This is a genomic window from Bacillus cereus group sp. MYBK220-1 (assembly GCF_051916445.1).
Classification (GTDB): Bacteria; Bacillota; Bacilli; order Bacillales; family Bacillaceae_G; genus Bacillus_A; species Bacillus_A cereus.
Map to the genome: position 1 here is coordinate 1,000,583 of NZ_JBQAGQ010000001.1, position 14,909 is coordinate 1,015,491.

Here is a 14,909-nt window from a genome sequence, read left to right on the forward strand (position 1 = left end):
ATTTTTGAACCATCGAACTCCATAACACCAATTGCTAGTCATTCTGAATCTAAACCACTATTTCTTGCTTCAGTTCACCTAAAAAAACTCTTATAGCATCATTGATACAATCTAGTGATCATTCGGTATTATTTTACCCATTCTCTATTCATGTATCCTGCTTGTTTCATATTTACACAAATATGAAAATAACCTTAAATTGATGGTCAAAAAAGCCAGGTAGCATGAATAACACAATACCTGGCTTTTTACATTTTTAATTTAAATTCAACTAAACATTACCAATGAATAGTAGTAAAAACTATACCCGTCACTTATTTAATAATTAACATCTCATATGGATGCTGTTCCATAAATCTATTCTCCCAAGGAATCTCTAATGATGTCCAATTTGAACCACCGTCTACTGACTGATACACTCCTTTATTGCTAAACAGATAAAACGTTCCATCACTTGTTGCCTTTAATACTGGTATGATTGTCCCTTTAGGAGTTGGTAAACCTGCATTCATTTCTGCCCAAGACTGATTTTTTTCTTTCTTATAAATAAATGATTCACAATTTCCATTATTGTAATCATGCGCTACGTGTGGATTTGAAGATGTCGCGATAATAATATTTTCTGGATCATTTGGGTTAACTGCCATTTGATATGCGTAATGATGCTTTAGCCCGCTACACATATAGTTCCAAGTCTTACCTCCATCATTACTCTCCGCATACTCTTGACCTGGTTCTTTCAAGAATGAATCACCTAACACCCCGTATAAACGATTTGGGGCATTGCGATGTGATGTAAGAATGTGAATATCTTGAGGATAGTTCCCCTCTTTTTCCTCAGTCCATGTCTTACCTCCATCTACACTTTTAATTAACCCACCTACCTCAATAGTCGTATAAATAGTTTCTGGATTATTAGCATCAATTTCAATATGTTTTACATGGTGTGTATATGTTCTTTGAGGAAAGAACCATGATGAATATGATGGCATTTGTCGATAATCTGTTAGCAGCTCAAAACTGTCTCCTCCATTTTTGGATACGAACATTGCACTCGGTTCAGTTCCTACATATACAATCCCGTTACCGTCATCCCCCTTCGCTGGAGATACAGAAACTGCTGTAATAGCTCTCATATGAATAGCATTAGCTGGGAACACTTCACCAAATGAAGGCAACGTACCAATTGCTTCCCATGAACTTCCTCCATCTTTACTTCTCCATAATCCCCTATCAAAAGTACCACAATACATTCTTTCTTGGTCGTATGGATCTAAAGCTAAAGCAACTGGATTCGCACCTACAAACTGCGATTGGACGCTCCATGTTGAGTCTTTTTTTTCTGCGATTACAAGTTCTCTATCAAACGCTAATATGAATTTTTCCATAACTAAAATCTCCTCGTTTCATAATATATCTACTGTATTATTTAAATTTTTACCGTTACAAGTTATGAGATAACACTTATATGCTACAGCATATAAAAGATAAATTTTATAAGCAATATGTGCTTAAAAACTTACATTATATAATTTGTTAACTTCACATCCGTATGATGAACAAGATGTCCTGTTAACTCATATAAGTCCATATGCCACCTCCAAATAAATCATAATTTACATGCTATAGCATATATAATATAGAATGCATTATTTTATGTCAAACTTTAATACTGTTAATCAGTTCTTTAGATTGCTTAAAGTAATTTAAAAGTCATAATATAAACAGAAACATTTTATTGAATAGAATAGAAAATAAAAAAGAGTGCAATTTTTGCACTCTTTTTACTCATTTCTATTAGAAATCAAAGTTATCAGGATCTGGACCAACGCGGTGATTTTGATTTAATGCATCGATTTTTTCCATATCTTCTTTCGTTAATTCAAAGTTAAATACATCGGCATTTGCAATAATGCGGTGTTCTTTCGTTGATTTTGGAATTGTGATCACTTCATTTTGAAGATCCCAACGTAAAATCACTTGTGCTGTTGTTTTACCATGTTTCTCAGCAATTTCTTGTAATGTTTCGTTATCTAATAATTGACCTTGCATAAGTGGTGACCATGCTTCCATTTGAATACCTTGTTCTTTACAGAAAGCTTGTAATTCTTTTTGTGTTAAACGAGGATGGTATTCCACTTGGTTGATCATTGGTTTAATTTCCGCATCTTTTATTACATCTTGTAAGTGATGAATTTGGAAGTTACTTACGCCAATTGCACGTACACGCTTTTCTTTATAAAGTGTTTCTAACGCTCTCCACGTATCTTTATATTTCCCTTCTACAGGCCAGTGAACAAGATATAAATCTAAATAATCTAGCTTTAATTTTTTTAAACTCTCTTCATATGCAGCAATCGTTTCTTCATATCCTTGATCTGCATTCCATACTTTTGAAGTGATAAATAATTCTTCTCTTGAAATCCCTGTTGCTTCGATACCTGCACGGATTCCCTCACCTACAGCTGCTTCATTTCCATAAATTGCAGCTGTATCGATGCTACGGTATCCAGCTTTAATTGCTGATTTAATCGCTTCTACAAGTTCCGGACCTTCTTCTACCTTAAATACCCCTAAACCGAACCAAGGCATTTCTACACCGTTATACAATGTTGTTGTACTTTGTAAATTTTTCATTTTATTTTCTCTCCTTTTATTTTACTAGATCTCGTTTTTCTAATGCCATACTCCACGCTGTTAAAATAACAGCACCTACTACCATAATGCCGCCTACCCAAGCTGTATGAATTAACCCTAAAGAGTTCGTTACAATACCACCTAAATACGCACCAAGGGCAATCCCTGCATTAAACGCCGCGATATTAATTGCCGATGCAACATCGACAGCACTCGGTACAAATCGTTCAGCTAACATTACGACATATACTTGTAACCCTGGAACATTCATAAATGCGAATAGTCCCATTAAAATAATTGTGATTAGCCCAGCTACCTTAAATGGCGCTGTAAATGTTAAAACGAATAATATGATCGCTTGGATAAAGAACATGTAAAATAGCGCTCGAATTGGATTATGGTTCGATAATTTACCGCCAATCACATTCCCTATCGCGATTGCGATTCCATACACTAATAAAATGATAGTAACTGTATTAGCTTTAAATCCTGTTACTTCTTGTAATAACGGAGATAAATACGTAAATGTTACGAATGTACCACCGTATCCAAGTGCAGTAATGATGAAAACAAGTAACAGTCTTCCGTTCGTGATCAGTTTAAATTGATCGCGGAATGATACAGACGTACCCTTTTTCATATTAGATGGAATGAGAATACTATTTGCAATTAAGGCAATAATTCCAATTACTACAATTGCTAAAAATGATGTTCTCCAGCCAAATTGTTGACCAATAAATGTTCCAATTGGTGCCCCTGTAATAGTCGCAACTGTTACACCAGTAAACATAATTGCAATCGCGCTAGCACGTTTATTTTCTGGTACAAGTGCCGCAGCAATTGTTGAACCAATTGACATAAACACACCATGTGAAAGTGCAGACACAATTCGCGCAATAAGTAATACAGTGAAGCTTGTTGCTACCGCTGCGATTCCGTTACCAATAATGAAAATAATCATAATCCACATTAATAACGTTTTTCGTGACATATTAGCTGTTAATGACGTTAATACTGGAGCACCAAACGCTACACCTAACGCATATAAAGAAACTGTTAAACCAGCTGTTGTAACCGACACATGTAAATCTTCCGAAATAGATGGTAATAAACCGACACTAACAAATTCAGTTGTCCCAATCCCGAACGCACTAATTGCTAGCGCTAATAACGCAAATATACTTCTTCGATTCGTCTGAACTTCTGAAGACGATGCTGTATATGAATTCAATTGAGTTTCCCCTCTTCCTTATAATTCCTATCATAATAGTGCGATAAAAAGGCCCTTTTATCTTCTAAAAAACATATTTAATCTCTACAAACGCTATTATGAATGGTTTCATTCTTTTTTTAAATAACGCACTTTAAAGTACTATAGGTACTTTTTAATACCGTAAAGCTTGTCTCTCTCTTACATGTACTATTATGAAATATATTCAATACAATGAATAGTACGTACTTTAAAGTGCTGTAGGTACTAAAAAGTAACATAGTTAATTGCTCGTACCATAAATCTTGTTTCCCTCTCACATGTGCTATTATGTATGATATTTAACATAATAAAAAGTACGTACTTTAAAGTACTATAGGTACTAAAAAGTAACATTTATATAGCCTAGCTTATTTTGCTCAAAAATTGAAATCTACATTCCATGAAAAAGACTTTTAAATGAAGAAATACACTTTTCCCGTAGAGGCAACTTTAGAGGACATTACTTAAACATATAAAGGATCATGTTCATTACCACAGACAAATAATAAAAAGGCAAAAACGAACAGAAATATGTTCATTTTTGCCTTTTTTATTTAACGATTAAAATGTACGACTTTTGGAAAGGAAATCTGCATTAGATCCTGTTACACCACTTTGTCCCCAGTTCCCTGGAATCATTTCACGAATAAGAATTAGCACTTTATCCAAAGGTGCATGAGTATATTTAGATGTTACTTGTGTAAGTTCTTTTACCCACTTATCCTTTGTCTCTTGATCAAATGTATTCCATATATCAATCTTAATAATAGCCATTCCATTAACGTTACAACCTGGTGTATCGTAAGACTCTTTTGTCTCCCAATCGGACACCCTACTTTTCTCAGCAAAGGTAGCATCACTTGCTACAGCCCCAGCTTTCCCCCAATTTTCTTTCTCAAGTTCCGTTATCAACACTTGAATTTTGTCAGGGACAATTTTTAATAGTTTTATTGTAAGTTCCGTTACATTATAAATAAACGCCTTCTTTTCTTCTGTTGACATGGTTGGCCAAGTATTTAGCTCAATTAATGGCATAGTGTTGCCCCCTAAAATTAATTATCTATTGACTCGTTACAACTATTGGTTCAAATGATTTTTAACTGCTCTTACTACCAATTCGTGATCTTCTTCTGGTGGTAATCCTGAAACTGTTATCATTCCAATAACCCCTACGTTTTTTATTCTGATAGGAAAGCATCCACCAAACGCAGCATATTCCGAAGTATCTAAAAGATATTTTTCATTATATGAAATCCCAGTTATTTCACTTTGTATCTGCATATAATACGAGCTACGATCATGCAGAGAAACGACACGTTTTTTACGCTCAATCCATTTCGTATTTTCCTCATTTGTCCCTGTCATCTTGAAATGAAATAATTGGACACCATTTTTCGTTATATCAACAGCAATCAATTTTCCCTCTCGCTTTGCTGTTTCAACGATAAATAAACCTAGTTGCAAGGCATCTTCATTTGTAAAAGAGGAAAATTGAAGTGTTTCCTCCTCTTTTAAAATTTGTTTACTTATTTCATTCAAATTTGAAGAACTCATATCTTTAACCTCCATAATTGTTTTATGCCACACCGACATTTTCCCGAAATTATTAGGCCATATAGTACAACCTTTCAATCAATCTGACTCTAAATAAAATTCTGTAACATCGTTGGTAACTAGTACCGTAAAGCTTGTTTTCTTCTTGCTGGTGCTATTATGAATGATATTCAAAGTTATAAAAAGTACGCACTTTAAAGTGCTATAGGTACTTTAAAGTACTATTTTACTTATCCCTATCTTACAGAGACTATTATGAAATATATTTAACATCTTAAAAATGTATGTACTAAAGAATAATATTTTTAATCACTAACTTTTTTGATCAATCGTTATAATCCAATTTCATCAAAATTTTTATCAATTATTACACTATCCAACAATAGGAGGAAACAAAGATGGATGAAAATATATCCAAAAGCTGAAAAACAGTTGAGTCCCTTGAGGGAATAGTTATAATTCACTACATATAGAAATAGACATAAAAAAACGCCATCCTTTCCTATAATTCTAAAGAAAGAATAGCGTATTCTTTTCAAAAATGAGTTCTTTTATTGAGAAACTTTGATTCTATATCATACATAAAAGGGCAACCAGTGCTAAAACAGCTGGAAGTCCTTGTTTCACAATAATTGATTTATTAGATGTGAAACCTCCGAAAATAGCTGCTATCACCACACAAATCACGAAAAATAATTGGACCATATAACCAATTGGATTGAGCCCAAGTACAAGTCCCCAAATGAGACCAGCCGCTAAAAATCCATTATATAAACCTTGGTTTGCAAACATAATGGCTACGTTTCGATCTCCTTCTAAATGCTTCGGTAATTTGAAAGCACGTTTCGCTACTTTTGAATCAATAAAAAACATTTCAAGGATCATGATAAACAAATGTTCTAATGCTACGATCCCGACTAAAATAGCTGCGATTATTTCCACACTATTCTGCCCCCTACACTCTCTATTCTTTAATATTCTCTACATTTTTTTGCATCTGTAATAGAACACGAATAAGTATTTTGCGTTCTTCTCCACTGATATTTACGAACATTTCCTTCATAAAATGTTCCTTTTCTTTCTTGTCAAAATATTAATTGATATATCAATTATTGATATATCAATTAATATACATCTCTCTTTTTATTTTTGCAAGTTTTTTGCTCAATTGGTTTTATTTTGTTCCAGCAACTTTAAACCAATTCAAAACATCAGTTCGCATTTCTAGAAATCATAATTACTTTAAGTTCATTCTGACAATCATATTTAACTAAATATATAAAAGAATTGAGTTATATCTCCATCAATTTATAAAAATTAATTTTTTCTAAAAACAGATACTTTACGTTTTTTATAGTAATAAAAATTTTTTTGTTTCAGAGGCAATCCATTTTGTTAGCTTGATGGGCATAGGATAGCACCCATATGACGAACCAATTATCTTTCAAGAAGACGGCTAGAAATCTGGATTTGGCACAGGCGTTGCCTACTTCCGTGATCCAGATGGTACTAATTTAGAGCTTATTGCTCCAAAAGGTCCATTTAGACGTGACTAATTAAAATAATACTAAAAAACCACCTTTATGAGAGGTGGTTTTTTGTTGCTAATGGTCAAGATTAATATTGGGGTCTGATTGACACCTATGCCTTTTCCATATCTTTCATCATACCATCGAAAGAATAGTCTTATAGCTATTTCAAATATTTCGGCAGCACTATATCGCTAGCAAGCTAAAATTTCATGGTACTCCCCAAAAAAATCTGCTGAATCATAACCAAAAGTTCATTTTATCATTTCGAGGTAATTCGAAATTCTTAAGTTGTTGGGCACAGGGTACAGCTGAAAAACAGTGTATATTCATTAACTTCAAACTAATTTTGATGTAACAAAATTGTATTTATACCTTTTTAACAAATTCAGATTTTAATTTCATAGCTCCAAAACCATCAATTTTACAATCAATATTATGATCTCCATCAACTAATCGGATACTCTTTACTTTTGTACCAATTTTTACAACTGATGAAGTTCCTTTTACTTTAAGATCTTTAATTACTGTTACAGAATCACCATCGTTTAAAATATTTCCATTTGCATCTTTAATTACCTTTGTATCTTCACTATTTTCAGCTTCTAATTCTAAAGTCCACTCATGAGCACATTCTGGACAAACAAAAAGATTCCCATCTTCGTAAGTGTATTCTGAATTACATTTTGGACAATTTGGTAAATTAGACATATTTTTATTTCCTCCACTCGTTTTCGTGTATTCTATTAAATAAATATTATTTTTAATTTCCCTTTTTCGTTTAAATATACGGGAAATATTCTCTTCTTACTGTTTGATACTTATTTGTTGAATGTATAAAAAAACTACTTGTTCACACCTTGTAAAAAATTTTCTCCACATTCTCCAAAGCAAACTTTCTTCTTCTCTATTTTTTAATAAAATGATGAAAAAGTAGATTAAATCAAACAAACTTTGTATGTGAAGTGAAATTTTTAAAAATCTAATGCATTTACTTTATTCTTTATTGTATTGATTTCCTGAGATTGCTGAGAAAGCCCTGTACACTCATGAAAAGCAAAATGCTTACACCCTATACATTTTTTTGTATTCAGATGTCCTAAAGCACAATTAATTGCTTCTCCGGTATGATCAAAAAAGTTTTCTTTCCCAATTTCAGCATACAATCCATTCTTATCTAGATTGGCTTTTAGCTCTGATCGAATTCCAGAAATAAGAAGTACGCCACCTTGTTTTTTGAAGTGCTGAACAATATTCCTAAAGTAAGACTCTCCTGTGGTATCAATAAAAGGAACTTTTCCCATACGTAAAATTAAAACTTTAGGTTTATAATGAATAGTCGCTAAAATATTTTGTTCAAATGTTTGAGCAGCCCCAAAGAATAATGGCCCTTCTATTGTATAAATACTAATTTGTGGACAATCATGAGCTTTATTTACCACATGCGATAACAATTTTTCATTCTTTTTTGTATGATCAGGAAGCACTTTAGATATAACAAGCATATTACTCATACGTTTTGTAAACAAAATAACAGCTAAAATAAGACCGATTTCCACAGCTGTTGTTAAACTAGTAAATACAGTAAGTAAAAATGTTACTAGTAATACAAGGGAATCTCCTGTCTTCATTTTGAGTATGTGATAAAAATGTTTTTGTTCGCTCATATTCCAAGCTACCACCATTAAAATGGGAGCCATACTAGCAAGAGGAATATGTGAAGCATATGGAGCTAACAGTAAAAGTGTCAATAACACAAATCCCCCATGAATAATACCCGACATCGGAGATACAGCCCCACTCTTAATATTAGTCGCTGTACGAGCAATTGCTCCAGTTGCTGGAATCCCGCCAAATAACGGGGTAACAATATTTGCAATCCCCTGACCGACAAGCTCTTTGTTACTGTTGTGTTTACTATTTGTCATACCATCTGCCACGACAGCGGATAAAAGCGATTCAATTCCACCGAGCATCGCAATAACAAATGCAGGACCAATTAACTGTTTTATACGTTCTAATGTGATTTCTGGTATATCAAACTGAGGAAGTGTATTTGGAATCGTGCCATATGCTGTACCAATAGTAGGTACATGACCTGAGAAAAATACAGTTGCAATTACAGTTGAAATAACAACACCTACTAATGAACCAGGCACTTTTGGTAAAATCTTTGGTGTTATGACTATAACAAAAAAGCAAATCAAAGCAGTTATAACACTATAAAAATTGGTAGTACTGATATGAGTGAAGAGTTCCTTCAAATTCGCTAGAAATTCCTCATGCTTTTTTATACCTGTTAAACCTAAAAAACTAGCAATTTGTCCCGTAAAGATAATAACAGCAATACCTGAAGTAAAACCAATTGTTACAGGACGTGGAATAAACTTAATTAAAGAGCCTAGCTTGAAGATTCCCATAAGACATAAAATAATTCCAGCTAACAAACCCGCGAGTAGTAAATTTTCGTATCCATAGGTAATTACAACTCCTAAAAGAATCGGAACAAAAGCACCTGTAGGTCCTCCAATTTGATACTTCGAACCACCAAACAGTGAAATGAGTATTCCAGCAATACAGGTTGTATAAATCCCATACTCTGGCTTAACACCAGAGGCAATAGCAAAAGACATAGCAAGTGGAATCGCAACAACTCCAACAATCATTCCTGAAAGAAGATCCTTTTGAAAATGTGCTAATGAATATCCTTCAAACCTTCCTGTAAATAACTTTCTCATTACAAACCCTTCTTTTCTATTTTTAATAGATCTGGATTACAAATGTATTTCTCGGTCCCTTATACAGAAAATTGTCCTTTTCACAAAAAGAAAAACCATCCTAATATTTACTATATGTTTTACTTAAATGACACTCCAATTCACCTATATCTCCACCTTGTTGTACATAGGATTTTAATCTTTCTGCTAGACGTTCTCCGGCTCTACTATCTAGCTTCTTCGTATCAATAAACGATCTAATCCTTACCTTATCTGGAGTAATATCTCTACGAAACATTTGTCCTGGAATTTCACTCCAAAAACGATTCCATTCATCCAGTAATCCTAGTTGATCAAATAAAAAACCTTGAATTCCGCATAACCAAGCTGTACAAGCAGTATTTCTTTTTCGACATCCAACTCCATCTTGTAAATGTTGGCATGAAAAACAACAAGAATTCCCACTTTTTATACAAACTTCACAAACGTAATGAGCTCCTAATGAGCGAAATGTTTCAATCCCATGTTGGATGATATCTTCTTTCTTAACCTCAATACTCAACCTATCCCTCCTTGGCCATCATTTCACTTTCTGCTTCATCTAGCTCTTCTAACATTGAAATCGTATCGATTAAATGGTTGTTAAAAATCTTCCGTGCAACCACCAATAAATCCACAATAATAGGGTCTCGTAAAGAATATAAAACTCTTTTTCCATCTTTCCTACCAACAACAATATTTTTTGAACGTAGTACACTTAATTGCTGAGAAACAGCTGAGCCTTCCTTATTTAAAATATCTTGAATTTCGTTTACGCTTTTTTCACCTTCTGACAATAATTCTAAAATACCTATTCGCAAAGGGTGTGCTAAGGCTTTAAAGAAATCTGCTTTAAATTGTTGCATTTCGTTTCCCATTGAAATCCCTCCGTTACTTTTCCTCAATTTCAAAAAGTATCATATACATCTTCAAATGTTTGAATATGTATATGATACTTTTAAAACCCCGAATTTTCAATACAAATTTTACAATATTAAATAAGCATCAAATAGAGAAATATACTATTCAAATTCAGGTTCAAAATTTATTATCCAAAATAAAAGCGCCTAACATATTAGGGATATATAATACGTTAGGCGCTTGATATTTAAAATTTTTCGATTTAGGTCTTGATAATATCGGATGAGTATATGACCAAAACGCTAGATGACTAATATGAATAAACTTATTTGTAAAATTAATTCCGTAGAATATCTTAAGAGCAAGTTTTGAAAAAAACTATTCAAAACTTGCTCCTTATTTTCTCAGATCCAACTATTTTGATACTAAAACCAACAGTAGTGAATTAGAATAATGACTTAATACTTGCTAAGACAGTAAGTACACCTACAATAATAACAAATACGTTGCTCATTTTCCCTTTGTATTTAGCTAGTACTGGCACTTTTTGAATCGCATACATCGGTAATAGACATAAGATAGCAGCAACTAAAGGACCGCTTAGAGAATCAATAAGTCCAAGAATACTTGGATTTGTATAAGCAACAAACCAGCATGATAATACAACAAAAGTAAGAATTATTGTCTTAATTGTTTTTTCTTCAATATCTTTTCCACGTGATTTACCAAACTTAATAATCATGTCACGCATTACTTCAAATGCTCCTATATAATGGCCAAGGAAAGACTTTGTAATAGCCACAAAAGCAATAATTGGAGCTGCAATAGTGATTACAGGCGAATTAAGCTCATTAGCAAGATATGAAAGAATTGATAAGTTTTGTTCTTTTGCCATTTTTATATCATCTGGAGTCAAGCTCAATGCGCTACTCCAAACGAAGAACATAACAACAGCGAATGTCATGATATAACAAACCTTTTGTATTTGCGCACATTTAGCATCAGTGGCTTCGATTCCATACGTAGCTCTCTGTTTCACAACAAATGATGAAATCATAGGTGAATGATTAAATGAGAATACGATGATTGGTAGAATCATCAATATCGTCCCAAAATAGCCTGTTCCTGTTGAAGCAGTTGAAACAGCTGAAAAACTAAGCATTGACGTATTCCACTGTGGAATTAAAGATATTGCGATAAAAAGTAGAGAAACTATGAAAGGATACACTAACATACTCATTACCTTTACAGTAATATCTTGACCAAAATTCAGTATAGCGATAAGACCAAGAACTAATACAAGTGATAAAATAGCTCTTGGAGGTTCTGGCATGTGCAATTGATGCACGATAAAACTACTTGCAGTGTTTGTAAGCGCAACCGAATACATTAGTACGATTGTATAAATTGAACCGAAATATACGATGTTAAAAATGATACTAGCTTTATTTCCGAAATACTCTCTAATTGTACCTGTGATCCCCTCATCAGCAGAATTAGAAGCGTATATCATTTTAGCAAGTGCCCTATGTGAGTAGTACATAACTGGATATGCAAGCAATGTAATTAGTAGTAAAGATAATAAACCACCTGAACCTGCATTAATCGGTAAAAAGAGCACCCCTGCTCCAATTGCAGTTCCAAATAGACTGAGTGCCCATGTAGTATCCTGCTTATGCCACTTTTTCGGATCTGCATATTGCTCATTTTTTAGTGCGGTATTTTCAGCTTGAACTTCTATTTTCTTTGCAGTATTCCCGTTCATATAATAACTCCCCCTTGTATCTATTCCTGCATCTCTCTTTGCACCTAACAAATATTCCCTTTTTGGAAAATGAATTCCTTACAAGTTGCCCCACATTGTATGTTCTTCATCATAATGAATCCAAATTGAAACATTCGCTAATTAGCGTCCTAATATAATTGTTAGCGTTCACAAAAAAGTTTACTCGTAATATCCGCTCTTTATATAAAGAACCCTTAAGAGAACAATATAGAATAGACTTCATAAATACGTTGCAACATTTCTAATAACAGTGTATTACTTTAATGGTTTCTCTTTTTTACTTTTAACAGTAATTTTAGCTAAACCGGCCTCTCTTCATTTGCGAGGCATTTCTTTCTCAATTCTATACATTACTTTCATAACTTCGGTAGCACTGATGATATTGCTTACACAAGCCACTGAAGCACATTACATACATTTCGCCTCTAATCACACACCTTTCTTACTAATAATCGCATTTTTTATATTTTCTCCAGAGATAATAAAATTTCTCTCGACGCCCTCATTATAACGTGTATATTTATAAAATTAATATTTTTATATTTTCAGAAATATTAACGAGGAATAATTTTATATGGATAATATTTTACAGTTAGCATGTAGCCATTGTTTTTATCGCTTAAAGCTGAATTAGTTAGTAAAAAAATACAATAATACATTGTTTTTCTAGGTGACTTATTATAAAGATACTTATATCCCCTTTTATCAAAAAATTTTATTTTAAACATAAAAGATATTCTAATAAATAATTAATGTAGGTAAAAAGAAAAAAATCCCAAAATACAAAAACCAAATTTTAGGATATATATTATTAATATTGAATTCATATACAATTTAAAAAGCTACACTGAGCAAAAAACAAAAAAGCTGCCCCATATGGACAGCTCATTTACATAATTATCGTTATCAGGAATACACAAACAAATCACTTCAATATCATCTTAATTGTAGTTTGTTCGGCTCTTCTTCAGGGATATCTCTATGTTTGTAATGAATCGTTTTTACATCATTTCCTTTTATGCGAAAAGTAATTGTGTCCTCTCCATAAGGCGGATTGTGTGCACCCTCAAAAGTTTAAATTTTAAAATCCCTCATTAACTAGCTCTTTTATCGAGTTTAATTTTGAAGAAAGCTCGATAAACCATTCTTCATCCCCTGTTAATAATGCAAGATCTATAAGATAAAGGATTTGTTCCTTATTTATTACCTTTGATTCAGGGAGTTTGTTAACGTGTTTACTAAAGAGTAAAATCGCTTCGTTTATTGTGTACTGGCCGTCACGTTTCACAATACTAACTGTAACTATATCCTCTACATCATCAAGTGATACAATATAACCAACTATTAATTCACCTTCATTTGATATTCCACGAACCCAATCTCCTACTTTTAAAACATGATTATTATTTGACATCATACCGTTTCACCTTCCTATAAACATTTTTTGTGACGATAAAAAAGATATAAAAACAAATTATACTGTAATATTTTTCATTACATTTAAGTGTTAAGAACTCACGGCTATATAATAATTAAGCTGCTTAACGCTCTTGATTGATAAGGTCAACAACTTCTTTCATCGTATAATTCTTTAAGTATTCACCTAAATGCTCTTCAGCACCTAAGAAAATAGCGAAAAGAACTTTTCGCATGTTCGAACCTACAACACACTGATTGTTTGATTCTGGACACTTCGGCTGCAAAGCACCTTCAGAGGTTATCTGATAAATATGCCAAAGATTAATTTCATCTAAATCGCGAGCGAAAATAAAACCTCCACCAGTTCCCTCTTTCGATTGTATAAACTTATGTTTTTTTAACAAACTTAGTACTTTGCGAATGCGTACTGGGTGAACACCTGCACTTTCTGAAATAGCATTGCTTGTTGACATCCGGTCTGGCTGTAAAGCTAAATAAGTTAAACTGTGTATGGCCAAGGTAAAGTCGCTGTTCATTGTTTTCCTCCTACAATCAAAAATATTGTTTCTCCTATATTAACATACTGTAGCCATAAACATTACAGATAGGTTAGTTGAACGTTAAAATATATAAGAACCACTCTTAGCATAAAGAAATAGATTCCATAACTTCATTTAGCTTTTTAAGTTAAAAATACATTTAAACACTCCACTGTTTCTTCACTTGTTCTTCTGCCAACTGGTTAATTTTTTTCCATATCGTATCTTTATTCACAATAACATTTGTTTGATAATTTCTATCGTTATAATTAACTGTAACGCATACTTCTATCATTTCCTTCTTCCTCCTTTCATACAAATTTCTTATCTATATTTAAGTCCTGAAAAGTCTTAGATTTAGTTAAAGCCTCTAACGTGTAACTTCACTTTTTAAATAATCCAATTTAAAAGCCCCACTGTTTTTTGACTTGTTCTTCTGCCAATTGTTTAATTTTTGTCCATATCGTATCTTTACTTACAATAACATTTGTTTGATAATTTCTATCGTTATAATAGACTGTAACACATACTTCTATCATTTTCAGCTTCCTCCTTTCATACCACTTTTCCTAAAAA

Annotated in this window: 15 protein-coding genes and 2 pseudogenes; 1 reads left to right on the forward strand and 16 read right to left on the reverse strand. The window is 32.8% G+C overall.

Features of this window, described 5'->3' with window-relative positions; genetic code table 11:
• Positions 1–314 precede the first annotated feature (314 nt).
• The 6 genes from ACTFRU_RS05060 to ACTFRU_RS05085 all read right to left on the reverse strand — a co-directional run bounded on the left by ACTFRU_RS05060 (position 315) and on the right by ACTFRU_RS05085 (position 6,385).
• Positions 315–1,388 (reverse strand): WD40/YVTN/BNR-like repeat-containing protein, encoded by a 1,074-nt coding sequence (locus ACTFRU_RS05060; RefSeq protein WP_440037521.1) that lies wholly within the window; start codon positions 1,386–1,388, stop codon positions 315–317.
• A 409-nt stretch (positions 1,389–1,797) separates the two neighbouring features.
• Positions 1,798–2,637, reverse strand: coding sequence for an aldo/keto reductase (locus tag ACTFRU_RS05065; RefSeq protein WP_327946797.1), 840 nt, complete (start codon positions 2,635–2,637; stop codon positions 1,798–1,800).
• A gap of 16 nt (positions 2,638–2,653) precedes the next feature.
• Positions 2,654–3,868, reverse strand: a complete 1,215-nt coding sequence (locus ACTFRU_RS05070; RefSeq protein ID WP_440037522.1) for an MFS transporter — start codon at positions 3,866–3,868, stop codon at positions 2,654–2,656.
• Positions 3,869–4,450: 582 nt separating this feature from the next.
• The gene (locus tag ACTFRU_RS05075; RefSeq protein WP_023522568.1) at positions 4,451–4,924 is read right to left on the reverse strand and encodes a tautomerase family protein; all 474 of its coding nucleotides are present in this window, start codon (positions 4,922–4,924) and stop codon (positions 4,451–4,453) included.
• 42 nt (positions 4,925–4,966) lie between these two features.
• The gene (locus tag ACTFRU_RS05080; RefSeq protein WP_106825200.1) at positions 4,967–5,482 is read right to left on the reverse strand and encodes a heme-degrading domain-containing protein; all 516 of its coding nucleotides are present in this window, start codon (positions 5,480–5,482) and stop codon (positions 4,967–4,969) included.
• Positions 5,483–6,013: 531 nt separating this feature from the next.
• Complete coding sequence (locus tag ACTFRU_RS05085) at positions 6,014–6,385, reverse strand: DUF1304 domain-containing protein (RefSeq protein ID WP_000402472.1); 372 nt, start codon at positions 6,383–6,385, stop codon at positions 6,014–6,016.
• A 479-nt stretch (positions 6,386–6,864) separates the two neighbouring features.
• Between ACTFRU_RS05085 and ACTFRU_RS05090 the strand changes: the two are divergent.
• Positions 6,865–6,999, forward strand: a pseudogene (locus tag ACTFRU_RS05090) (VOC family protein); the annotation flags it as partial.
• 342 nt (positions 7,000–7,341) lie between these two features.
• On the opposite strand, the gene ACTFRU_RS05095 reads toward ACTFRU_RS05090, so the two are convergent.
• The 10 genes and pseudogenes from ACTFRU_RS05095 to ACTFRU_RS05140 all read right to left on the reverse strand — a co-directional run bounded on the left by ACTFRU_RS05095 (position 7,342) and on the right by ACTFRU_RS05140 (position 14,872).
• Positions 7,342–7,683 (reverse strand): zinc ribbon domain-containing protein YjdM, encoded by a 342-nt coding sequence (locus ACTFRU_RS05095; protein ID WP_000067659.1) that lies wholly within the window; start codon positions 7,681–7,683, stop codon positions 7,342–7,344.
• A 263-nt stretch (positions 7,684–7,946) separates the two neighbouring features.
• Complete coding sequence (locus tag ACTFRU_RS05100) at positions 7,947–9,710, reverse strand: SulP family inorganic anion transporter (protein ID WP_049107867.1); 1,764 nt, start codon at positions 9,708–9,710, stop codon at positions 7,947–7,949.
• A gap of 100 nt (positions 9,711–9,810) precedes the next feature.
• Positions 9,811–10,251, reverse strand: a complete 441-nt coding sequence (locus tag ACTFRU_RS05105) for a hypothetical protein (RefSeq protein ID WP_000021463.1) — start codon at positions 10,249–10,251, stop codon at positions 9,811–9,813.
• A gap of 1 nt (position 10,252) precedes the next feature.
• The gene (locus tag ACTFRU_RS05110; protein ID WP_000526187.1) at positions 10,253–10,606 is read right to left on the reverse strand and encodes an ArsR/SmtB family transcription factor; all 354 of its coding nucleotides are present in this window, start codon (positions 10,604–10,606) and stop codon (positions 10,253–10,255) included.
• A 428-nt stretch (positions 10,607–11,034) separates the two neighbouring features.
• A complete protein-coding gene (locus ACTFRU_RS05115) occupies positions 11,035–12,354 on the reverse strand; it encodes an aromatic amino acid transport family protein (RefSeq protein WP_001014168.1) in 1,320 nt (439 codons plus the stop codon).
• Between the two features lie 957 nt (positions 12,355–13,311).
• Positions 13,312–13,449, reverse strand: a pseudogene (locus tag ACTFRU_RS05120) (DUF3888 domain-containing protein); the annotation flags it as partial.
• A gap of 7 nt (positions 13,450–13,456) precedes the next feature.
• Entirely contained in the window at positions 13,457–13,792 is a 336-nt protein-coding gene (locus ACTFRU_RS05125; RefSeq protein WP_000987462.1) for an IDEAL domain-containing protein, read from the reverse strand.
• 124 nt (positions 13,793–13,916) lie between these two features.
• Positions 13,917–14,330 (reverse strand): Rrf2-family transcriptional regulator SaiR, encoded by a 414-nt coding sequence (gene saiR, locus ACTFRU_RS05130; RefSeq protein WP_001083465.1) that lies wholly within the window; start codon positions 14,328–14,330, stop codon positions 13,917–13,919.
• 163 nt (positions 14,331–14,493) lie between these two features.
• Positions 14,494–14,628, reverse strand: a complete 135-nt coding sequence (locus tag ACTFRU_RS05135; protein WP_290101418.1) for a BA3454 family stress response protein — start codon at positions 14,626–14,628, stop codon at positions 14,494–14,496.
• Between the two features lie 109 nt (positions 14,629–14,737).
• Positions 14,738–14,872 (reverse strand): BA3454 family stress response protein, encoded by a 135-nt coding sequence (locus tag ACTFRU_RS05140; protein ID WP_290101419.1) that lies wholly within the window; start codon positions 14,870–14,872, stop codon positions 14,738–14,740.
• Positions 14,873–14,909 lie beyond the last annotated feature (37 nt).

What these genes read in the sequence shown, in the direction of transcription:
- ACTFRU_RS05080 (WP_106825200.1), bottom strand. Translation starts at nt 5,482, where the DNA reads ATGTCGGTGTGGCATAAAACAATTATGGAGGTTAAAGATATGAGTTCT.
- ACTFRU_RS05140 (WP_290101419.1), bottom strand. Translation starts at nt 14,872, where the DNA reads ATGATAGAAGTATGTGTTACAGTCTATTATAACGATAGAAATTATCAA.
- ACTFRU_RS05115 (WP_001014168.1), bottom strand. Translation starts at nt 12,354, where the DNA reads ATGAACGGGAATACTGCAAAGAAAATAGAAGTTCAAGCTGAAAATACC.
- ACTFRU_RS05095 (WP_000067659.1), bottom strand. Translation starts at nt 7,683, where the DNA reads ATGTCTAATTTACCAAATTGTCCAAAATGTAATTCAGAATACACTTAC.
- ACTFRU_RS05065 (WP_327946797.1), bottom strand. Translation starts at nt 2,637, where the DNA reads ATGAAAAATTTACAAAGTACAACAACATTGTATAACGGTGTAGAAATG.
- ACTFRU_RS05060 (WP_440037521.1), bottom strand. Translation starts at nt 1,388, where the DNA reads ATGGAAAAATTCATATTAGCGTTTGATAGAGAACTTGTAATCGCAGAA.
- ACTFRU_RS05125 (WP_000987462.1), bottom strand. Translation starts at nt 13,792, where the DNA reads ATGATGTCAAATAATAATCATGTTTTAAAAGTAGGAGATTGGGTTCGT.
- ACTFRU_RS05110 (WP_000526187.1), bottom strand. Translation starts at nt 10,606, where the DNA reads ATGGGAAACGAAATGCAACAATTTAAAGCAGATTTCTTTAAAGCCTTA.
- ACTFRU_RS05135 (WP_290101418.1), bottom strand. Translation starts at nt 14,628, where the DNA reads ATGATAGAAGTATGCGTTACAGTTAATTATAACGATAGAAATTATCAA.
- ACTFRU_RS05075 (WP_023522568.1), bottom strand. Translation starts at nt 4,924, where the DNA reads ATGCCATTAATTGAGCTAAATACTTGGCCAACCATGTCAACAGAAGAA.
- saiR (WP_001083465.1), bottom strand. Translation starts at nt 14,330, where the DNA reads ATGAACAGCGACTTTACCTTGGCCATACACAGTTTAACTTATTTAGCT.
- ACTFRU_RS05100 (WP_049107867.1), bottom strand. Translation starts at nt 9,710, where the DNA reads ATGAGAAAGTTATTTACAGGAAGGTTTGAAGGATATTCATTAGCACAT.